This is a genomic window from Crossiella sp. CA-258035, assembly GCF_030064675.1.
Lineage (GTDB): Bacteria > Actinomycetota > Actinomycetes > Mycobacteriales > Pseudonocardiaceae > Crossiella.
Genome location: NZ_CP116413.1, coordinates 6,021,391 through 6,040,519, shown reverse-complemented (window position 1 = coordinate 6,040,519; position 19,129 = coordinate 6,021,391). Strand labels below are relative to the sequence as shown.

The 19,129-nt window shown below is 73.2% G+C and carries 18 protein-coding genes; 9 read left to right on the top strand and 9 right to left on the bottom strand.

Annotated elements, in window-relative coordinates; translation table 11 throughout:
* Positions 1 to 46 precede the first annotated feature (46 nt).
* Positions 47 to 1,117 (bottom strand): GDSL-type esterase/lipase family protein, encoded by a 1,071-nt coding sequence (locus N8J89_RS27200; protein WP_283659848.1) that lies wholly within the window; start codon positions 1,115 to 1,117, stop codon positions 47 to 49.
* Between the two features lie 135 nt (positions 1,118 to 1,252).
* On the opposite strand from N8J89_RS27200, the gene N8J89_RS27195 reads away from it, so the two are divergent.
* Together N8J89_RS27195 and N8J89_RS27190 are read left to right on the top strand one after the other, a co-directional pair.
* The gene (locus N8J89_RS27195; RefSeq protein ID WP_283659847.1) at positions 1,253 to 1,837 is read left to right on the top strand and encodes a sigma-70 family RNA polymerase sigma factor; all 585 of its coding nucleotides are present in this window, start codon (positions 1,253 to 1,255) and stop codon (positions 1,835 to 1,837) included.
* Positions 1,834 to 2,490, top strand: coding sequence for an anti-sigma factor family protein (locus N8J89_RS27190; protein WP_283659846.1), 657 nt, complete (start codon positions 1,834 to 1,836; stop codon positions 2,488 to 2,490). The genes N8J89_RS27195 and N8J89_RS27190 overlap by 4 nt, the downstream gene beginning before the upstream one ends.
* A gap of 7 nt (positions 2,491 to 2,497) precedes the next feature.
* Here N8J89_RS27190 and N8J89_RS27185 read toward each other — a convergent pair whose 3' ends face one another.
* The 3 genes from N8J89_RS27185 to N8J89_RS27175 all read right to left on the bottom strand — a co-directional run bounded on the left by N8J89_RS27185 (position 2,498) and on the right by N8J89_RS27175 (position 6,094).
* On the bottom strand, positions 2,498 to 3,511 hold the full coding sequence (locus tag N8J89_RS27185; RefSeq protein WP_283659845.1) for a Gfo/Idh/MocA family protein: 1,014 nt from the start codon (positions 3,509 to 3,511) through the stop codon (positions 2,498 to 2,500).
* A gap of 146 nt (positions 3,512 to 3,657) precedes the next feature.
* Positions 3,658 to 5,409, bottom strand: a complete 1,752-nt coding sequence (locus N8J89_RS27180; RefSeq protein WP_283659844.1) for a sensor histidine kinase — start codon at positions 5,407 to 5,409, stop codon at positions 3,658 to 3,660.
* A complete protein-coding gene (locus N8J89_RS27175; protein WP_283659843.1) occupies positions 5,399 to 6,094 on the bottom strand; it encodes a response regulator transcription factor in 696 nt (231 codons plus the stop codon). The genes N8J89_RS27180 and N8J89_RS27175 overlap by 11 nt, the downstream gene beginning before the upstream one ends.
* A 121-nt stretch (positions 6,095 to 6,215) precedes the next feature.
* Between N8J89_RS27175 and N8J89_RS27170 the strand changes: the two genes are divergently transcribed.
* On the top strand, positions 6,216 to 7,802 hold the full coding sequence (locus tag N8J89_RS27170; protein WP_283659842.1) for a flavin-containing monooxygenase: 1,587 nt from the start codon (positions 6,216 to 6,218) through the stop codon (positions 7,800 to 7,802).
* A 118-nt stretch (positions 7,803 to 7,920) separates the two neighbouring features.
* Positions 7,921 to 8,762 (top strand): IS5 family transposase gene (locus N8J89_RS27165; RefSeq protein ID WP_502868335.1). Its coding sequence is split into 2 segments (ribosomal slippage): positions 7,921 to 8,257 and positions 8,257 to 8,762, totalling 843 coding nucleotides; the frame shifts between segments, so codons are not numbered across the junction.
* Between the two features lie 230 nt (positions 8,763 to 8,992).
* Here the strand turns inward: N8J89_RS27165 and N8J89_RS41785 are convergent.
* Positions 8,993 to 9,940: a cold-shock protein gene (locus N8J89_RS41785; protein WP_502868334.1), complete on the bottom strand. Its 948-nt coding sequence runs from the start codon at positions 9,938 to 9,940 to the stop codon at positions 8,993 to 8,995.
* A gap of 865 nt (positions 9,941 to 10,805) precedes the next feature.
* Between N8J89_RS41785 and N8J89_RS27145 the strand changes: the two genes are divergently transcribed.
* Complete coding sequence (locus tag N8J89_RS27145) at positions 10,806 to 11,696, top strand: alpha/beta fold hydrolase (RefSeq protein WP_283659840.1); 891 nt, start codon at positions 10,806 to 10,808, stop codon at positions 11,694 to 11,696.
* A gap of 90 nt (positions 11,697 to 11,786) precedes the next feature.
* On the opposite strand, the gene N8J89_RS27140 is transcribed toward N8J89_RS27145, so the two are convergent.
* The gene (locus tag N8J89_RS27140) at positions 11,787 to 12,566 is read right to left on the bottom strand and encodes a DeoR/GlpR family DNA-binding transcription regulator (RefSeq protein ID WP_283659839.1); all 780 of its coding nucleotides are present in this window, start codon (positions 12,564 to 12,566) and stop codon (positions 11,787 to 11,789) included.
* Positions 12,567 to 12,615: 49 nt separating this feature from the next.
* Between N8J89_RS27140 and N8J89_RS27135 the strand changes: the two genes are divergently transcribed.
* Positions 12,616 to 12,987, top strand: coding sequence for a DUF4406 domain-containing protein (locus N8J89_RS27135; RefSeq protein ID WP_283659838.1), 372 nt, complete (start codon positions 12,616 to 12,618; stop codon positions 12,985 to 12,987).
* On the opposite strand, the gene N8J89_RS27130 is transcribed toward N8J89_RS27135, so the two are convergent.
* From N8J89_RS27130 to N8J89_RS27120, 3 genes are all read right to left on the bottom strand, one after another.
* Positions 12,975 to 13,859, bottom strand: coding sequence for a TIGR03620 family F420-dependent LLM class oxidoreductase (locus tag N8J89_RS27130; RefSeq protein ID WP_283666255.1), 885 nt, complete (start codon positions 13,857 to 13,859; stop codon positions 12,975 to 12,977). The two genes, N8J89_RS27135 and N8J89_RS27130, sit on opposite strands and share 13 nt — an antisense overlap.
* An 80-nt stretch (positions 13,860 to 13,939) precedes the next feature.
* The gene (locus N8J89_RS27125) at positions 13,940 to 14,248 is read right to left on the bottom strand and encodes an ArsR/SmtB family transcription factor (RefSeq protein ID WP_283659837.1); all 309 of its coding nucleotides are present in this window, start codon (positions 14,246 to 14,248) and stop codon (positions 13,940 to 13,942) included.
* Complete coding sequence (locus N8J89_RS27120) at positions 14,238 to 14,945, bottom strand: FadR/GntR family transcriptional regulator (RefSeq protein ID WP_283659836.1); 708 nt, start codon at positions 14,943 to 14,945, stop codon at positions 14,238 to 14,240. The genes N8J89_RS27125 and N8J89_RS27120 overlap by 11 nt, the downstream gene beginning before the upstream one ends.
* A 99-nt stretch (positions 14,946 to 15,044) precedes the next feature.
* On the opposite strand from N8J89_RS27120, the gene N8J89_RS27115 reads away from it, so the two are divergent.
* The 3 genes from N8J89_RS27115 to N8J89_RS27105 are packed head-to-tail and all read left to right on the top strand — an operon-like array spanning position 15,045 to position 19,104.
* Complete coding sequence (locus N8J89_RS27115; RefSeq protein ID WP_283659835.1) at positions 15,045 to 16,286, top strand: SLC13 family permease; 1,242 nt, start codon at positions 15,045 to 15,047, stop codon at positions 16,284 to 16,286.
* A gap of 15 nt (positions 16,287 to 16,301) precedes the next feature.
* Positions 16,302 to 17,753, top strand: a complete 1,452-nt coding sequence (locus tag N8J89_RS27110; protein WP_283659834.1) for an acyl-CoA synthetase — start codon at positions 16,302 to 16,304, stop codon at positions 17,751 to 17,753.
* Positions 17,746 to 19,104 carry a carboxyl transferase domain-containing protein gene (locus tag N8J89_RS27105; protein ID WP_283659833.1) on the top strand — a complete coding sequence of 453 codons (1,359 nt, stop codon included), beginning with the start codon at positions 17,746 to 17,748 and terminating at the stop codon, positions 19,102 to 19,104. The genes N8J89_RS27110 and N8J89_RS27105 overlap by 8 nt, the downstream gene beginning before the upstream one ends.
* Positions 19,105 to 19,129: the final 25 nt, after the last annotated feature.

The following is a 19,129-nucleotide window of genomic DNA, read 5'->3' as shown; positions in this document are numbered from 1 at the left end:
GATCGAGACCAGCTGGTGCCGTATCCCCGGAACGCGGGACACCCCGCTACTTCGCCGCCCTGGCCCCGATGGCCGCGCCCGGCACCGGCCGCAGGTTGCGCTCGGGGTCGGCCACGCAGGCCGCGGCCTTGTCCGAGGTCTGCAGGAACTGGCTCAGGCAGCGGGCGAACTGCTCGTGCCCGGCCGCGTTCGGGTGGAAGGACTCCTGCATCGCGTGCGCCGAGCGGCCCTCGTCGCTGAGGTCCGTCCAGCTGATCTTCAAGCGGGTGAACCACTCCCCGTCGCCGGTGCCGCTGGTCGAGCAGGCCTCCCGGCCCATGCCGGCCCTGGACAGGTCCAGGAACCGGGCGTCGGCCGCGGCCGCTGCGGTGCGCAGCCCGGCGGCCAGCTCGCCGACCGCCTTGTCCTGCACCCATTCCAGGTCGCCGCCGCGGAACGGGCAGCCGCCCAGGTTGCGCAGGCTGTGCACCACGGTCCGGCCCACCGGCGCGGCGTAGGACTGCACCACCAGCTGGTAGCTGGCGTCCGGATAGCCGTTCTCCCGCATGCCCGCGCGGATCGCCTTGAGCGCGGCGGCCACCTTGGGCACCATCTTGTCCACCCGCTCGCCCCAGCCGGTGGCCAGCGCGCCGGAGCAGCCGGTGACGTTCGCGCGCAGCCAGGCCTCCGCGCAGTCCTTGACCACCGAGCTGAAGCCCGGCTCGTCGTTCGCGCCGACCTGCACCACGACCGCGGCGATCCGGTACTGCCGGGCGATCTCCAGCAGCTTGGGCACCTGCGGGCCCTCGTTGTGCTGCGGCCGGTCGACCAGGTTGGCCGCGCGCGCCCCCGAGCAGGCCAGGTTGAACGTCTTCGCGAGGTCCGGCACCGACAGCTTGTTGATCATCGCCTTGGTGGAGCGGTGGCACCAGTTGCCGTTCTCCCCGTTGGTGCCGGGCTCGTAGTCGCCCGCGCCTTCCCCGGACAGCGTGCTGTCGCCGAGGGCGACCACCGCCCTGGGCGCGTCCTCGGGGGGCGCGGGCAGTTTCGGGGCCGGGCCGTCGCTGATCAGCAGCAGCAGGCCGACCAGCGGGATCACCAGCAGCAGGATGACGAGAGGGGAACGCAGGCGACGCATCACGACCATTCTAAGGATTCGCCGGGGCAGGCGGATCCGGTTCACCGGATGTCACGAATACGTCTGTTTGTGTGCATTGGCTGAACGGCCCCGGGCCGGGACTCGTAGACACCGGCGACGGCACAAGGGGAAACCATGGAGTTCACCGTTGGACGCGGCACTGGGCGTCGACGGGGCAGGGCCGCCGCCGCGGGCGGTCTCGCCACCGACCTCAGCGCCGAGACCGGGCTGCGGGCGGCCTACGCCGCGCACGGCCCCGAGCTGTACCGCTTCGCGCTGCGCCAGCTCCGGGACGAGGGCACCGCCCAGGAGTCGGTGCAGGAGGTGTTCCTGCGGGCCTGGCGGGCGGCCGACCGGTTCGACCCGGACCTGGCCGGACTGCGGGTGTGGCTGTTCGCGATCGCCCGCACCGTGGTGCTGGACCAGGCGCGGCGGCTGGCCGGCCGTCCCGCCGCCCACGCCGCCGGTCCGGGGATGCCCGCGCTGGCGACCGAGCCGGGACTGGCCGAGTCGGTGCTGGACCGCTGGCTGGTGGAGGAGGCGCTGCGCCGCCTGTCCGGCCCGCACCGGGTGGTGCTGGTCGAGGCGTACCTGCGCGGACGGCCCAGCGCGGAGCTGGCCGCCGAGGTCGGCGTGCCGGTCGCGGTGCTGCGCAGCCGGCTCTTCTACGCCCTGAAGGCACTGCACCTGGCGATGGAGGAGATGGGCGTGGAACCGTGAACGGCGAGTCGCACCAGGTGCTGCGCGCCCAGCTCGGCGCGTACGTGCTCGGCCGGCTGGACGAACCGGAATGCGTTGCCCTGCAAGCACATCTGGACTGCTGCGGGGACTGCCGGGCCGAGCTGGCCGAGCTGGTCCCGGTGGCCGAGGCGCTGGCCGAGGTCGACCCGGACCGGGTCAGCGACGAACCGGCTGTGCCGCCGGGACTGGGCGAGGCGGTGCTGGGCCGGATCCGCGCCGAACGGCGCACCGTGCGCCGCCGCTCGGCCCGGCTCAGCGTCGGGGTGGCCCTCGCGGTGCTGACCGGCACCGCCGTCGGCTACGTCGCCGCGGACCTGCTGCGGCTGCCGCCCGCCCCGCTGGAGACGGTCGCGGTGCAGCAGCTGGCGGCCAGGGTGGCGGCCAGCGCGAACCTGGTGCCGCACACCTGGGGCACCGAGATCAAGCTGACCGCCCGCGGCTTCGAGCAGGGCGCCGGGTACCGGGTGGTGGTCACCGACCGCCGCGGCGGCGACCACCCGGCGGGGGAGTTCGTCGGCAACGGCGCCGGGGAGATCCGGTGCAACCTCAGCAGCGCCGTGCTGCGCACCGAGGCCGCCGGCTTCCGGGTGCTGGACACCGAGGGCCGCACGGTGCTGGCCGCGGCGTTCTGAACCGCGCTCAGGTGGCGTCGGCGACCCTGGCGGGCAGTCCGGCGGCGGTGTAGATGGCGTCGATGACCGCCATGTTGGCCACCGAGTCGGCCGGCGGAGTGAGCACCGGGCCGCCGTTCCGGACGGCCGCGACGAAGGCGTCGAGCTGGTGGGCGTAGCTGCTGCGCTTGTCGAAGCGCTCGACCCGGCGGTGGCCGTCGGCGCGCACGGTCAGCCGGTGGCCGAACTGCGGCGCGACCGGGTTGAGGATGCGCAGCTCGCCGCGGTCGCCGCGCACGCTGGCCGAGATCCGCAGCAGGTCGCGCGACCACATCGAGCAGCGGGTCCGCGCGGTGTGCCCGGCCGGGAAGCGCAGCTCGGCGCGCATGGCCCGGTCCACGTCCTCCCCGCGCAGCCTGGCCCGCGCGGAGAGCACCTCGGGCTCGCCCTCGGCGGCGGCCAGGCCCAGGGTGCGGGCCATGTGCACGGCGTAGCAGCCCGCGTCCATCTGCGCCCCGCCCGCCAGCTCGAAGCGGTATCGGATGTCGGAGAACTTGGGCAGCGGGAAGCACAGCGCGGTCTCGATCCGCTCGACCGTGCCCAGCTCACCGGCGGCGATGATCTCCACCGCGCGCCGGAACAGCGGGTGGTAGCGGTAGTGGAAGGCCTCCATCACGACCAGCCCGCTGCCCAGCGCCGCGGCGGCCACCTGGCGGGCCTCGGCGGCGTTGGCGGTGAACGGCTTCTCGCACAGCACGTGCTTGCCCGCGGCGAGCGCGGCCAGGGTCCAGCGGCCGTGCAGGCTGTTGGGCAGCGGGAGGTAGACGGCGTCGAGGTCCGGATCGGCGAGCAGGCTCGCGTAGTCCGGGTGCACCCTGGCGATGTCGTGCTTGCGCGCGAACCGCCGCGCCCGTTCCGCATCCCGCGCGGCGATCGCCACGACCTCCGCCGCCGGTGTCGCGCGCGCGGGCGTGAGCAGGGCGGCCGGGGCGATGCGGGCCGCGCCGAGCACGCCGATCCGCAGTGGGGGTTTGTCGGGCACGCCCCACTTCTACACCGATCGGCGGCAGCTGTGAACGCGCGCGGTGGCCGGGGCCGATCGAGGGCACACATCGTGACCGGGAGCGGCTCCGGCCGCCGGCTGGTCAGCGCGGCGGCTGGCCGGTGGTCAGCTCTGCCGCCGCCCGGTCAGCTCAGCTGGTCCGCGGGCAGCCGGAGGGTGAACACGGTGGCCACCCCCGGGGTGCTGGTCGCGGTCACGGCGCCGCCGTGCGCCTCGGCGAGCTGCCGGACGATGGCCAGGCCCAGCCCGCTGCCGCCGGTGCCCCGGTTGCGGGACTTCTCCGCCCGCCAGAACCGCTCGAAGACCAGCGGCAGGTCCGCCTCGGCGATGCCGGAACCGTTGTCCGCCACCGAGATCACCACCTCCGCGCGCTCGGTGCCCGCGGCCAGCACGACCTCGCCGCCGGCCGGGGTGTGCCGCAGCGCGTTGGCCACCAGGTTGCCGACCAGCTGGCGCAGCCGGACCGGGTCGGCGTGCAGCTCAGGGTCGCCGTCGACCTCGGTGCGCAGCGCGATGCCGGACTGCTCGGCCCTGGCCCGGTGCGCGGCGGCCACCTGGTCCAGCAGGTCGGGCACCGACACCGGTTCCGGGTGCAGCCGGAACGCCCCGGCGTCGGCTGCGGCCAGGTCCTGCAGGTCGTCGATGATGTGTTGCAGCAGCAGCACTTCCTCCAGCTGGGAGGACAACCAGGCGTCATCCGGCACGGCCACCCCGTCCTGCGCGGCCTCCAGCCCACCGCGGATGGTGGTCAGCGGGGTGCGCAGCTCGTGCGCGATGTCGCTGACCATCGCCTTGCGCTGTTCCTCCAGGCGCTGCCGCCGATCGGCCAGGTCGTTGAACGCCCGCGCCAGCACGCCGATCTCGTCCCTGGTGGTCACCGGCACCCGCCGCCGCCCGTCCGCCGAGGCGGCCTCGGTGAGCAGCCGCAGCGGCCGCACCAGCCGCCCGCCGACCAGCACGGTCACCCCGACGGTCAGCGCCAGCACCAGCAAACCCAGTCCCAGCAACCGGCTGGTGTCCACCCGCACCGGATCGGGCTGCGCGCGCGGATCGGCCTGGCTGGCCAGGAACAGCAGCGCGGCGGGGGCGACGTGCGGCCGCAGCTGCTCGCGGCGGGCGTCGTCCACACAGGACCGGATCACCGCCGCGTCCCCGGCGCCGCCGTACCAGGTGAAGTCCTCCGCCACCCGGATCCTGGGCTGCCCGTGCTGGCGCAGGCAGCCCGCGGCGAGCTTGTTCACCTCGTCCAGGGCCTGCTTCTCGGTGTCGCTGATCCAGCCCCGGTCGCAGAACTCCTCCAGCCCCGCCTTCACCGCCGGAGTGACGGCCTTGACCTCGGCCCTGCCGTTGGGCAGGACCACCGTCTGCGGTGACAGGCCCGAGCCGCGCAGGCAGTTGGCCATCTTCTCCGCCTTCAGCCGCGACTGCTCCCGCTCCTGCTCGCTGAGCCGGAACGGCCCGATGGCGCGCGCGTCGATCAGGCTCTGCGCGGCGCCCGGCGCCAGCGCCGGATCCAGCCGCAGCGGGTCCACCACCGCGGCGGTGCGCGCGGGCAGCGGCGTGCCCGGTGCGGCCGAGTCGGCCAGGATCCGGCGGTCCTGGTCGGTGACCGCGATCCGCCGCCCGGTCCTGGCCGCCAGTTCCCGCACCAGCGGCCCGACCTCCGCCCAGCCCGGGTGGGTCGCGGCGTAGCCGGCCAGTCCGTCGTAGATGCTGGCGTCGTCGGCGAGCACCTGGCCCTGCTCCTGCCGGATCGCCTCGCTGGTGGTGGTCGCGGTCAGCCACATGGTCAGCCCCACCGCGGCCACCGCGATCAGCACCGAGCTGGCCAGCAGCTTGACCACCAGGCTCCGGTGCGGCGAGACCCTACGGCGCATCACGGCCGCCGTCGGCGAGCTTGTACCCGACCCGGTACACCGTCAGCAGCCGGGCCGGCCGCCGCGGATCGGCCTCGATCTTCTTGCGCAGGTTCATCACGTGCACGTCGATGATCCGCTCGGTGATGAACTTGTCGTAGCCCCTGGTCCGCTCCAGCAGCTGTTGCCGGGTGAACACCCGCCCCGGCTGCTCGGCCAGCGCGGTCAGCAGCGCGAACTCCCCGGCCGTGCACTCCACCAGCCTGCCGTCCACGAACGCCTCGTGCCGCAACGGGTCCACCGTCAGCGAACCGGCCCGCAGCACGTGGTCGTCCGCGGCGGACCTGGTGCGGCGCAACAGGGTGCGCACCCTGGCCATCAGCTCGCGCGGGCTGAACGGCTTGGTCATGTAGTCGTCCGCGCCCAGGTCCAGGCCGAGCAGCAGGTCGTCCTCGGTGGAGCGGGCGGTGAGCATCAGCACCGGCAGCTCGGACTCCCGGCGCAGCAGCCGGCACACGTCCAGCCCGTCCAGCCCGGGCATCATCACGTCCAGCACCACCAGGTCGGGGCCGCGGGTGCGGGCCACCTCCAGCGCGGCCCGCCCGTCGTGCACCACGGTCACCGCGTGCCCCTCCTGCTCCAGGTAGCGGCGCAGGATGTCGGCCTGCTTGACATCGTCCTCGGCGACCAGCACAAACGCGCACACCCCCGCGACGATAGGCCGACCGCGCCGGTGCCTGCGACCGCGGCCGCAGACCTGACAGGTTCTTCACAACTCACCCGATCACACCTGGTGAGCGCTTGCTGACTTCGGCAGCCTTGATCTCATGCGGGAGCCGGAGTTCGACGTGGTGGTGGTCGGCGCTGGGTTCGCCGGGATGTACGCGCTGCACCGGTTGCGCGGCGCGGGCTTCCGGGTCCGGGTGGTCGAGGCTGGTGAGGACGTCGGCGGCACCTGGTACTGGAACCGGTATCCGGGCGCGCGCTGCGACATCACCAGCGTGTCCTACTCCTACTCCTTCGACCCGGACCTGCAACGCGAGTGGCGCTGGTCGGAGCGCTTCGCCACCCAGGCGGAGATCCTGGCCTACGCCCAGCACGTGGCCGACCGCTTCGACCTGCGCCGGGACATCACCTTCGGCACCAGGGTCACCGGAGCCACCCGCGAGGGCGAGGACTGGCTGGTGCACACCGACACCGGCCCCGAACTGCGTGCCCGGCACCTGGTCGCCGCGGTGGGCAGCCTGTCCGCCAGGAGCGTCCCCGACCTGCCCGGCCTGGACACCTTCACCGGCCTGCTGCTGCACACCGGCGCCTGGCCCGCCGAACCGGTGGACGTCACCGGCCTGCGGGTCGGCGTGATCGGCACCGGCTCCTCCGGCATCCAGGTCATCCCGGTGCTCGCCGAGACCGCCGCGCACCTGACCGTCTTCCAGCGCACCGCGAACTACTCGGTGCCCGCCCAGCACCGCCGGTTCACCGACCAGGAGTGGCAGCGGATCCAGGCCGGCTACCCCGAGCTCCGCGAGCAGTCCCTGGCCTCCTTCGCCGGGGTGCCACTGGAGTCCCAGCCCTCCGCGCTGGCGGCCACCCCGGCCGAGCGCGCGGAGCTCTACGAGCAGCGCTGGCGGGAAGGCGGACTCGGCTTCTTCTTCACCTACCAGGACCTGATCCTCGACCCGGCCGCGAACGCCACCGCCGCGGAGTTCATCCGGGCCAAGATCGCCGAGCTGGTGCACGACCCGGACACCGCCGCCGCCCTCACCCCCGACTCGCACCCGGTGGGCGCCAAACGCCCCTGCGTGGACGACGGCTACTTCCAGACCTTCAACCGCCCCAACGTCTCCCTGGTCGACCTGCGCAAACACCCCCTGGAACAGATCCTGCCCAGCGGCGTGCAGGCGGGCGGCCAGGACCACGACCTGGACGTGCTGGTCCTGGCCACCGGCTACGACGCCCTGACCGGCCCACTGCTCCGCCTGGACATCCGCGGCGAGCACGGGGTCCGCCTGGCCGACCGCTGGGCGGAGGGCCCCACCAGCTACCTCGGCCTGACCATCGCCGGCTTCCCCAACTTCTACGTCCTCGCCGGCCCCGGCAGTCCCTCGGTCCTGGCCAACGTCATCCTGGCCGCCGAACAACACGTCGACTGGCTCACCACCCTGCTCACCCACCTGCGCGAACAGGGCCTGCACCGCGCCGAGGCCGACCCCACCGCCGAACAGGAGTGGACCCGCCAGGTAGCCGAAGCCGCCGCGGCCACCCTGTACCCCCAGGCCGACTCCTGGTACCTGGGCGCCAACGTGCCCGGCAAGCCCAGGGTCTTCATGCCGTACGCGGGCGGCTTCCAGAACTACCGCGCCCTGTGCGAACAGGTCGCCGCCGAGGGCTACCGCGGGCTGCGGCTGTCCTGAGCGACCGCGACCGCGATCGCGCCGCGGCAGGCATCGGCTGGGCGTTAGACCTGGTCTCAAAACTTAAGGGTGTGTCACTGCGTAACCTGCCGGTCCTGGTCGTCGATCGTGAACAGTCGTGGCGAAGACGACGCAGCAGCGGCGGGTCGAAGACCGGCTCTGGGAGCTGATCGAACCCCTAATCCCGTCCCGACCAGCGCCGCGCGGTCTGGGTGGGCGGCCCCGGATCGATGACCGTGCCGCGCTAGAGGGGATCTTGTTCGTGCTCGACACCGGCTGCCGCTGGCGAGACCTACCCGAGGAGCTCGGATGCGGTTCCGGGCACACCGCGTGGCGGCGGTTACGTGAGTGGCAGGACGCCGGCGTGTGGGACCGGCTGCACCAGCTCGTGCTCGACGAGCTGTCCAACATCGACGAGCTCGACTGGACCAGAGGCTGCATCGACGCGGTGTCGGTGCGGTCGAAAAGGGGGGCGAGCTGACCGGCCGCAGCCCCACTGACCGGGGTAAAGCCGGCTCCAAGTACCACGTTCTGTGCGACGCGAACGGGCTACCGCTGCACATCATGTTGTCGGCGGCAAACACCCACGACAGCATGCTGTTCGAGCCGCTGCTGGACACGAACCCGACCGTGCGCGGCCACCACGGCCGGGCGGGCCGGCCACGATGCCGACTGGACAAGCTGCACGCCGACAAGGGCTACGACTACCGCCGCTGCCGCCGCTACCTGACCCGCCGCGGTATCAAGGTCCGTATCGCCCGGCGCGGGATTGAGGGCAAGTCCCGCCTCGGCCGGGTCCGCTGGGTCGTCGAACGCACCATCTCCTGGCTGGTGCGGTTCAAACGCCTCGGGCTGCGCTACGACCGGACCGAACGCACCACGCTGGCGCTACTCACGCTGGCCTGCACCGTGATCAACGTCCGCCGGCTCATAAAGATCGAGCTCTGCGACCAGGTCTAACGCATCCATTCACTCGTTTGGGATACATCGGTAGCTCTGTGTCGTTGGGTGGAGGTGACTGGTGAGCTTCTGAGCGCGGAGCAGGCCCTCGGGTCGGCACGGGGCCCCCGTCACCACGAGGGAGATCGATCTCCTGGAGGAGGCTGCAGCCGCGTTGCTGACGGCACCATCGACGGGGATGAACGAGCGCTCTCGTCGGGAAGTGATCAGCCATCGGTGGGGCCGCCTCGTCAGAGGCGTTCGATGCGGTCGGCCTGCGGGCCCCGGTCGCTCTGACGCACCGCGTACCGGACCCGGTCACCCTTCTGCAGCGGCTCCGACCCCATGATCACGGACACGTGGGCGAAGAGATCGTCGCCGCCTGCGTCCGGGGTGATGAAGCCGAAGCCGCGGTCGCCGTCGTAGCGCGCGACGACGCCCTCGCCGCCTCGTACGGGCACGTCCCGCGCCGCCGGCCCTGCGGCTGCGGCAGGTGCCGACCGCTGCGGCGCCGTCTGGGGCTCGGCGCCCCGGACCAGGTGCACGTCGCGGGCCTGCGGGCCCTTGTCTCCACTAGCCACCTCGTAGGCGACGCGGTCGCCCTCCGCGAGCCACGTCAGCCCCTCGGCCAGGGCCCGGGCGTGAACGAAGACGTCCCCGGCGCCGGAGTCGGGGTTGATGAAGCCGAAGCCCTTGTCCTCGTCGTACCAGGCCACCGTGCCGTCGGCACCGTCCGCGATATCAGCCGCAGCGGGTGAGCCGGCCCCTGCTCCCAGCGGGATCACGTGCCCGGCCTGCGGGCCGCGCTCGCCTTCGACGATCAGGAAGGCCACCCGCTGCCCCTCGGTGACCACGCCGCCGGTCACGATGGCGGAGCTGTGCACGAAGATGTCGGCGCCGCCGCCGTCCGGCGACGCGAAGCCGTACCCCTTGCCCGGCTCGTACCAGTTGACGGTGCCGAGCAGGCCCACGGCGCTGCCGGTGGCCGCATCGGCGGTGACGCGAACGCGCAGCGCCTGGGGCCCGCGGTCGTTCTCGCCGACCTCGAACACGACGGCCTGACCCTCGCGGAGCACTTTCGCGCCGCCGTCCCCGACGATCTCGGAGGCGTGCACGAACACGTCCGGCGAGCCGTCCTCGGGCGCGAGGAAGCCGAAACCCCGTTCGGCGTCGAACCAACGGACGGTCCCTTGCGGCATCAAAGGCTCCAGGTCGAGAGGGCGGGCACTGGCCCCCAGTCTCTCTGACAGACCTCCGGTCCGTCGGGCCGGGTCCACAGGCGGGCGGTGCGGAGCCAGGGGCGGGCCGTTGGTTCACCTAGCGACACGCCGAGTTTTGAGACCAGGTCTTAGTGGGCAGGTCGCGTCCTTGGCGGCAGCCGCCGCTTGCCGGCGCTGGGTGGTGGATCGAAGGGGAGCAGCGGTTTCGCGGGGCTGGCTGTCCACCGGGCCGCGCGGAACCGAACATCGGCTGTGACCGGTCGGGGTGTCGCGGGTTGAGCGGGAGCGGGTTGCGGCTGCGGACTCCACCCGGGGTCGCAGGAGTCGCAGCCTCGTGGGGTGCCGGGCAGCGGCCCGGCGGGAAGGCTGGGCGCGACTGACCTGGCTGCGACTGACCTGGCTGCGGCTGGAGTGGTTGGCGTTGGCCGCGGCGCGGGCCGGACAACGTGGCATCCAGTCCGGGCGAGTCCCCGGCGCGGCCGCGCGCTCGACGCTTGAACTCGCGGAGAAAGTTCCGGCCGGGGTCGCTGGCCGAGCGGGAGCGGGATGCGGTGCGGCGGCAGGGTGGGGGCGGCTGTCGCCAGGGGCGGCGGGTGGTCGATGCGCCTCGGGTGCGGGGCAGCGCCCCGGCGGCGGCGGGTGCGGGCTGCGCCCGATGGTGGCGGCAGGGTGCGGGCAGCGCCCCGGCGGTGACGGCCGGGCGCGGCTGGGACCTGGCCGCGGCGGGGGTGCCCGGGTCGGCCACGCGGGTGTCGCCTGAGGTCGCGGAAAAAGTTCTGGATGGGGTGTCGATCCGTCCGGTCCCCGTTCGACGCAGGGGTGGGACAGACACCGGGAGGAACCCATGCGCACACTCATCGCCACCTTGACCAGCGCCGCGCTGGCCGCCACCGCCGTGGTCGCGGTCGGGGCGGCCCCGACCGTGGCCGCCGCGCCCGAGTCGGCGGCGGGCAAGGGGCACTACGTCGAGGTCAACGGGCTGCGGTCCTACTACGAGGTGCACGGGCACGGGCGGGGGACGCCGCTGGTGCTGGTGCACGGCGCCTTCTCCGCCACCGGGACCTCCTTCGGCGCGCTGCTGCTGCAGCTGGCCAAGGGGCGCAAGGTGATCTCGGTCGAGCTCCAGGGGCACGGGCACACCGCGGACGTCGACCGGCCGCTGACCCTGCAAGACATGGCCGATGACACCGCCGCCCTGCTGCGCGCGATCGGGGTGCCGAAGGCCGACGTCTTCGGGTACAGCATGGGGGCGGGGGTGGCGCTGTCACTGGCGCTGCGCCACCCCGGCCAGGTGCGGAAGCTGGTGCTGGCCTCGGTCGCCTACACGCTGGACGGGATGCACCCCGGCATGGTCGAGTCGATGGCCAAGCTCAAGCCCGAACACCTGGTCGGCTCGCCCTACCACGAGGAGTACCTGCGGATCGCGCCGCGACCGCAGGACTTCCCCCGGCTGGTGGAGAAGGTCAAGAACTACCTGACCGCCTTCCCGGTGATCACCCCGGCGCAGCTGCGCGCGGTGACCGCACCGGTGCTGCTGATCGCCGGCGACTCCGACATCATCCGGCTGGCTCACACTGTGGAGTTGTTCTCGCTGTTCGGCGGGGGCGTCAACGGCGATGTCGCCGGGCTGCCGAAGTCGCGGCTGGCGGTCCTGCCCGGGACCAGGCACACGACCGTGACCGCGCAGCCGGCGCTGCTGTTCCCGCTGGTGCCGGACTTCCTGGACGCCGCCTGAGCTGGGGTGTGGGGGTCATGGCATCCAGGTTGGCGTGGATGCCGGGGGAGTACCAGAGACCTCTCCGTCCCTGGGACGGGGAGGTCCTGGTTATGCACGATCTTGCACGGTTGGCTCGGTGTGCAGGACCTCGACGCCCTCGTGGACCAGGCGGGTCACGGTCGGGTCGGTCGGCGGGGCGTCGGTGATGATGCCGGCCACCCTGGTCAGCGGCAGCACCGAGAACCGGGAGGCCGCGCCGATCTTCTCCGAGCTGGCCAGCACGTAGGTGTCCGCGGCCCGCCCGGCCAGGGTGCGCTTCATCGCGGCCTCGTCGGCGTCGCCGGTGGTCAGCCCGGCCTCGGCGTGCACACCGGTGACACCCAGCAGGAACAGGTCGGCACGCACGCCCTCGGCCGCCTCCGCGGTGGCCGCGCCGCAGGTGACCAGGGAGTGCTTGAACAGGCGGCCGCCGAGCAGGAACACCTCGACCCCCGGGTGGTCGACGAAGGCCACCGCCACCGTCGGGCTGTGCGTGACCACGGTGGCGGCCAGGTCCCGCGGCAACCGCCTGGCCACCTCCAGCGCGGTGGTGCCCCCGTCCAGGATCACCGTGCTGTGCGGCCGGACCAGAGCCGCGGCCCTGGCCGCCACCAGCTGTTTCGCCGAGACCCGCAGGTTCTCCCTGGTGGCGTAGTCGCCGATGGCCGGGCTGACCGGCAGCGCGCCGCCGTAGACCCGCTGGCACAGCCCGTCCGCGGCCAGTTCGCGCAGGTCCCGGCGGATGGTGTCCTCGGAGGTGCCCAGCTCGGCCGCCACGTCCTTGGCCACGATCCGCCCGGTCTCGCGCAGGCGGGCCAGCAGCAGCTCGCGGCGTTGCGCACTGAGCATCCGTATTTCTCCTTGTTTTTGCCGACTTATGCACGTTAGCGTGCCGGGCATGAGCACACCACTGTTGATTCTGATCGCCGGTCCCTACCGTTCCGGCACCGGTGACGACCCGGAGCTGCTGGCCGCCAACCTGCGCCGGCTGGAGGAGGCGGCCTGGCCGATCTTCCGCAGCGGGCACCTGCCGATGATCGGCGAGTGGGTCGCCCTGCCCGTGCTGCGCGGCGCGGGCGGCACCGGCCCGGCCGATCCGGTGGCCGAGGGGATCATGTACCCCACCGCGGAACGCCTGCTCGCGCACTGCGACGCGGTGCTGCGCCTGCCCGGCGAGTCCAAGGGGGCTGACCAGGACGTGGCCATCGCGCGGCAGCGGGGCCTCCCGGTCTACCACCGGATCGAGGAGATCCCGGGCTACGCCGCCTGACCCGCGCCCGGCCGCGGCAGCAGCGCCTCGGCCAGCAGCCGCCACTGGGGCAGCGCCGACTCCCCGGGCCGGATGCCGAGCACCTGCACGCCGACGTGGTCCGCGCCGGCGTCCAGGTGCTCGTGCAGCCTGCCGGTGATGGTGTCCAGATCGCCCCAGACCACCAGGTCGTCGACCAGCCGGTCGCTGCCGCGGCCGCCGTCGAGGTCGGCCTCGGTGTAGCCCAGCCGCCGGAACTTGGCCACGTTGAACGGCGAGGTCAGGTAGACGTGCAGGTGCTCGCGGGCGATCTCCCTGGCCCGCGCCGGATCGGTCTCGAACAGCACCGCCTGCTCCACCCCGAGGAACGGTTGCGCGCCCAGCACCTCCCGCGCCTGCGCGGTGTGGTGCACCGGCACGTGGTAGGTGTGCGCGCCCGCTGACAGGTCGCGGGCCAGTGCCAGCATCTTCGGCCCGTAGGCGGCCAGCACCCGGCGCATCGGCCTGGCGGGCAGGGGGTTGGCGCTGGTCACCGCGTCCATCTCGGCCAGGTACTCGCGCATCGCGCGCAGCGGCGGCACCGCAGTCGGGGCGCCGCTGACGCCCAGGCCGAGCAGGTGCCGGTCCGGGTAGGCGTCGGCCAGCAGCAGGGCCGCGCCGCGGGTCCAGCGGGCCTCCCGGGAGAAGATCCGCGCGATGCCGTTGACCACCGCGATCCGCTCGGTGGCGGCCAGCAGGAACCCGGCGTGGGTGAGCGCCTCACGGCCGTCCCGCTCCGGGATCCAGAACGCGGGCCAGCCGAGCTCCTCCAGCTCCTGGATGGTTTCGCGCATCCGGCTCGCGGGCTGGTCCTCGAAGTCGAACGTCCAGACCCCGAAGCGCCCCAGGTCCATGCCCTCGATCGTGCTCACGTTGCTCTCCCTCGACTCGATTGAATCGAAGTATCGCAGATTGTCGATTTGAGGCAAGGAGGTCAGAGCGAGTGGCCCAGCTCCTCGACGAGCTGGGCGATGCGGCCCTCGTCGCGCCGGTAGTGCGTCCACTTCCCGACCCGGGTGGAGCGCACCAGCCCGGCCCGTTCCAGCGTGGTCAGGTAGGCCGACACCGTGGACTGGGCCAGCCCCGCCTTGGCCTGGATGTGGCTCACGCACACCCCGACCTCGTTGATCTCCGCGAAGTGCCGGGCCGGCTCGCGCAGCCAGCGCAGCAGTTGCAGGCGCACCGGGTTGGCCAGGGCCTTGAACACCTCGAGCAGCTCGGCTTCGGTCATCTCAGTCCTCATCGGCCGGCTCCCAGGTCAGCAGCCGGACCCGGCTGACCGTGCGCACGTGCCGCCGCATCGCCGAGACCGCCCTCGGCCCGTCCCCGGCCCTGATCGCCGCCGCGATCCGCCGGTGCTGCTCCAGCGAGCGGCGCGGCCTGCCCTGCTGGCGCAGCGACTCCGCCCGGCTCTCGGTGATCTGCTCGGCGATCATGCCCATGAACTCCGCCAGCAGTGAGCTGCGGGCCGCGGCGGTGACCGCGGCGTGGAAGCGGCGGTCGCCCTCCATGCCGATGCCGCCGGCCTCGATCTCGGCTGACATGTGCCGCAGCGCCGCCTCGATGGCCTCCAGGTCGACGCTGGTCCGGCGCTCGGCGGCCAGTTCGGCGAGCTTGGTCTCCATGGCCTCGCGGGCCTCCAGCACGTCCGGCAGCCTGCGGCGGCGCTCGACCAGCGCGGCCACCGGCTCGGTGTCCAGGGTGTCCCGCAGCAGGTAGCTGCCGCCGCCGTGGCGGACCTCGACCAGGCCCTGGACCTCCAGCACCACGATCGCCTGCTTCACCGAAGCGCGGCTGACCCCGAGCCGTTCGGCCAGCTCCCGCTCGGGTGGCAACCGGTCGCCGGTGCGCAGGCCCGAGCTGCTCACGTAGTCCCGCAGACTCGCCACGACCTGCTCGTACAGGCGGGGTCGGTTGATCGGGCGCAGGGTGTCGGACACCGGCATTCCCCCTAGAACGGCACGCTCCCGGCCACGTTAGCAGTTGACCCGGTCAGTGGCCTGGTGGTTCAGTGGCTGAGCCAATTCGAGGGGGTCGCCATGTCCGCTCAGATCGTCTCCATCCTCGCGCTGGCCGCCATCTTCGTGGTGGCCTCGGTGTGGTCGGTCAACATGGGACTGCTGGCCTTCGCGGCCGCGTTCCTGGTCGGCGCCTTCGCCGGTGGACTGTCCACCGAGAAGATCATGTCCGGGTTCCCCGGCGGCATCTTCGTGGTGCTGGTCGGCGTCACCTACCTGTTCGCCATCGCCCGCGCCAACGGCACCACCGACTGGCTGGTCGCGGCCGCGGTGCGGCTGGCGGGCGGACGGCTGGCGGTCATCCCGTGGGTGATGTTCACCGTCGCCGCGCTACTCACCGCGATCGGCGCGGTCAGCCCGGCCGCGGTGGCCATCGTGGCGCCGGTCGCGCTCGGCTTCGTGGCCAAGTACAAGATCAACCCGCTGCTGATCGGCATCCTGGTCGTGCACGGCGCGCAGGCCGGCGGCTTCTCCCCGATCAGCGTCTACGGCGTGATCGTCAACGGGCTGGTGGACAAGAACGGCCTGCCCGGCAGCCCGGTCACGGTGTTCCTGGCCAGCCTCATCGCCAACCTGGTCATCGCGGTGGCGGCCTTCGTGCTGCTCGGCGGCCTGCGCCTGCCCCGCACCCCGGTCGCCGAGGCCGAGTCGGTTGAGCGCGTGCGGCTGGACCGGGACCGGATCCTCACCCTGGCCGGACTGCTCGTGCTGGTCGTGCTGACCCTGGCGTTCAACCTGGACGTCGGCCTGGTCGCGATCACCATCGCGGTGCTGCTCGGCCTGCTCTCGCCGAGCACGCACAAGGCCGCGGTCGGGCAGATCACCTGGCCCACCGTGCTGCTGATCTGCGGCGTGCTCACCTACGTCGGCGTGCTGCAGAAGCTGGGCACCATCACCTACCTCGCCGAGGCGGTCAAGGACGTCGGCGCGCCGCTGCTGGCCGCGCTGCTGCTCTGCTACATCGGCGCGGTGGTCTCCGCCTTCGCCTCCTCGGTCGGCCTGCTCGGCGCGACCATCCCGCTCGCGGTGCCCTTCCTGGCCGAGGGCGCGGTCGGCCCGGTCGGCATGATCGCCGCGCTGGCCGTCTCGGCCACCGTGGTCGACGTCAGCCCGTTCTCCACCAACGGCGCGATCGTGCTGGCCAACGCCGCCGAGGCGGACCGGGACCGGCTCTTCCGCAGGCTGATGGCCTATGGCGGCATCATCGTGGTGGCGGCCCCGCCGCTGCTCTGGCTCACCCTGGTCGTGCCCACGCTCCACTGATCGAAAGAGGTGCCCGTGTCCTCACCGCTGCTGCCCGCCCTGACCGAGCCGAGTGACCGGGAGGCGCTGCGGTTCGGCGACCTGGCGCTGAGCTACGCCGAACTCGCCGCCGCCGCGGGCGCGCTGGCCGGTCAGGCCGCCTCGGCGCAGCGGGTCGCGGTGTGGGCCACCAACTCGATGTCGACCTGCCTGGCCGTGGTCGGCGGCCTGCTGGCCGGGGTGCCGGTGATCCCGATCAACCCGAAGGCCGGTGCGCGCGAGCTCGGGCACATCCTCGGCGACAGCGAGCCGGGCCTGGTCTTCGCCGCCCCCGGCCAGACCCTGCCGTCCGCGCTGGCCGCCCTGCCCAGGATCGAGGTGGACCCGGTCGCGCTGGCCGCCGGACCCCGGGTCGAGCTCCCGCCCGAGCCTGGGCCGGAGGCGCCCGCGCTGATCGTCTACACCTCCGGCACCACCGGCCCGCCCAAGGGCGTGGTGCTGCCCAGGCGCGCGCTGGCCAGCAACCTGGACGCCCTGGCCGAGGGCTGGGGCTGGACCTCGGCCGACGTGCTGGTGCACGGCCTGCCGCTGTTCCACGTGCACGGTTTGATCCTGGGCGTCCTCGGCCCGCTGCGGCTGGGCGGGTCGGTGCGCCACCTGGGCCGGTTCAGCACCGAGGCGGCCGCCCGCGAGCTGGCCGGCGGGGGCACGATGATGTTCGGCGTGCCGACCATGTACCACCGGCTGGCCGCCGACGTGGAGGCCGACCCGGCGCTGGCCGCGGCGATCGGCCGGGCCCGGCTGCTGGTCTCCGGCTCGGCCGCGCTGCCGGTCAGCGACCACCAGCGGATCACCGCGGCCACTGGCATCCGGGTCCTCGAGCGTTACGGCATGACAGAAACGCTGATGAACTGCGCCATCAGGGCCGACGGCGAGCGCAGGCCCGGTACGGTCGGCGCACCGGTGGACGGGGTCGAGGTGCGGCTGGTCGACGAGCAGGGCACGGTGGTGACCGGCAGCGATGACGAGACCGTCGGCGAGGTCGAGGTGCGCGGCCCGAACCTGTTCCTGGAGTACCTGAACCGGCCCGACGCCACCGCCGCGGCCTTCCGGGACGGCTGGTTCCGCACCGGTGACGTGGCCACCCGCGCCGCCGACGGCTACCTCCGGCTGGTCGGGCGCAAGGCCACCGACCTGATCAAGAGCGGTGGTTACAAGATCGGTGCGGGCGAGATCGAGAACGTGCTGCTGGAGCACCCGGACGTGGCCGAGGTGGCGATCACCGGCGAGCCCGACCCCGATCTTGGCGAGCGCATCGTGGCCTGGATCGTGCCCGCTCCCGGCCGCACACCCGAGCCGGAAGAATTGGTTAACCTCGTGGCCACCCAGCTCGCTCCGCACAAGCGCCCGCGCCGCGTACAGTTCCTGGACCGCCTGCCGCGCAACGAGATGGGAAAGATCATGAAGAGGTCGCTTGCCGGTGACTGATGGGGGCGCCCGGACCGCGATCGCCGCGGTCACCAGTGAGTTCGCCGAGTTCTCCTTCGCCGACACCGGCCCGGAGGCCGACTACGGCGACGGCCCGCTCTCCTGGAGCGGCTACAAGGAGCAGCGGGCTCGGGCGCGCACCCGGTCCGGCGAGTCCGAGTCGGTGGTCTGCGGGCAGGGCCAGATCGGCACCCAGCCGGTGGTGCTGGTGGCCTTCGACTTCCGCTACATCGGCGGCTCGCTCGGCCAGCGCGCGGGCACCCGGATCTGCCGCGCGTTCGAGATCGCCCGGCGGCTGCGCTGGCCGGTGGTCTCGCTGATCTCCACCGGCGGCAGCCGGATGCAGGAGGGCATGCGCTCGCTGGCCCAGCTGCAGCGGATCGCCCGGCAGTGCCAGCTCACCCGGTGGGAGGGCCTGGCGCACATCGCGGTGCTGCGCGAGCCCACCACCGGCGGGGTGTGGGCCTCCCTCGGCGCGGGCGCGGACGTGGTGCTCGCGCTGCGCGGGGCCACCGTGGCCTTCGGCGGGCGCCGGGTGCGGCCGCCGAAGACCGGGGACGGGCCGGAGTTCCACAGCGAGGGCCAGTTCGCCGCGGGCGCGGTGGACGCGGTGCTGACGCCCGCCGAGCTGCCCGAGGTGCTGCGGCAGGTGGTCGAGCTGCTCGCCCCGATCGGCGCCGCCCCGGTGCAGCCGGCCACCGTGCCGCGCGCGCTGGGCCGCGACGACTGGCCCGCCGACGGCTGGTCCGCGGTGCGCAGGGCGCGCGCGCCGGAACGCCCGCGCGCGCATGCCTACCTCGAGGACTACTTCGACCGGCGCTTCGAGATCAGCGGCGACCGGGCCGGTGGTGTGGACCCCGGCATGCGCTGCGGGTTCGGCCGCCGCGACGGCGCCACCGTGGCCTACGTGGCCCAGACCGGCACCGCGAACACCCCGGCCGGGTTCCGCACCGCGGCCCGGCTGATCCGGCTGGCCGACCAGCTCCGGCTGCCCATCCTCACCCTGGTCGACACCCCCGGCGCGGCCAACGACAGCGCCGCCGAGCAGGCCGGGGTGGGCAGCTCGCTGGCCGAGCTGTTCGGCGCGGTGGCCGCGGCGGACGTGCCGATCACCACCCTGGTCATCGGCGAGGGCGGCTCCGGCGGCGCGCTCGCGCTGTCCTCGGCCGACCGGCTGTGGATCACCCCGGACGCCTACTTCTCGGTGATCGCTCCCGAGCTGGGCGCGGCGATCCTCAAGCGGGAGGCCGCCGAGGTCGAGCACACCGCCAACCAGCTCCGGCTGCGCCCGCAGGACCTGCTGGAGCTGGGCCTGGTGCACGGGATCGCGGGCGAGGAGCCGATCGACTGAGCCGGTGGCCACCCGGCCAGGTGGC

Coding starts and splice junctions, on each gene's coding strand:
- N8J89_RS27200 (WP_283659848.1), bottom strand. CDS start 1,117: ATGCGTCGCCTGCGTTCCCCTCTCGTCATCCTGCTGCTGGTGATCCCG.
- N8J89_RS27195 (WP_283659847.1), top strand. CDS start 1,253: ATGGAGTTCACCGTTGGACGCGGCACTGGGCGTCGACGGGGCAGGGCC.
- N8J89_RS27180 (WP_283659844.1), bottom strand. CDS start 5,409: ATGCGCCGTAGGGTCTCGCCGCACCGGAGCCTGGTGGTCAAGCTGCTG.
- N8J89_RS27170 (WP_283659842.1), top strand. CDS start 6,216: ATGCGGGAGCCGGAGTTCGACGTGGTGGTGGTCGGCGCTGGGTTCGCC.
- N8J89_RS41785 (WP_502868334.1), bottom strand. CDS start 9,940: ATGCCGCAAGGGACCGTCCGTTGGTTCGACGCCGAACGGGGTTTCGGC.
- N8J89_RS27145 (WP_283659840.1), top strand. CDS start 10,806: ATGCGCACACTCATCGCCACCTTGACCAGCGCCGCGCTGGCCGCCACC.
- N8J89_RS27140 (WP_283659839.1), bottom strand. CDS start 12,566: ATGCTCAGTGCGCAACGCCGCGAGCTGCTGCTGGCCCGCCTGCGCGAG.
- N8J89_RS27135 (WP_283659838.1), top strand. CDS start 12,616: ATGAGCACACCACTGTTGATTCTGATCGCCGGTCCCTACCGTTCCGGC.
- N8J89_RS27130 (WP_283666255.1), bottom strand. CDS start 13,859: ATGGACCTGGGGCGCTTCGGGGTCTGGACGTTCGACTTCGAGGACCAG.
- N8J89_RS27125 (WP_283659837.1), bottom strand. CDS start 14,248: ATGAGGACTGAGATGACCGAAGCCGAGCTGCTCGAGGTGTTCAAGGCC.
- N8J89_RS27115 (WP_283659835.1), top strand. CDS start 15,045: ATGTCCGCTCAGATCGTCTCCATCCTCGCGCTGGCCGCCATCTTCGTG.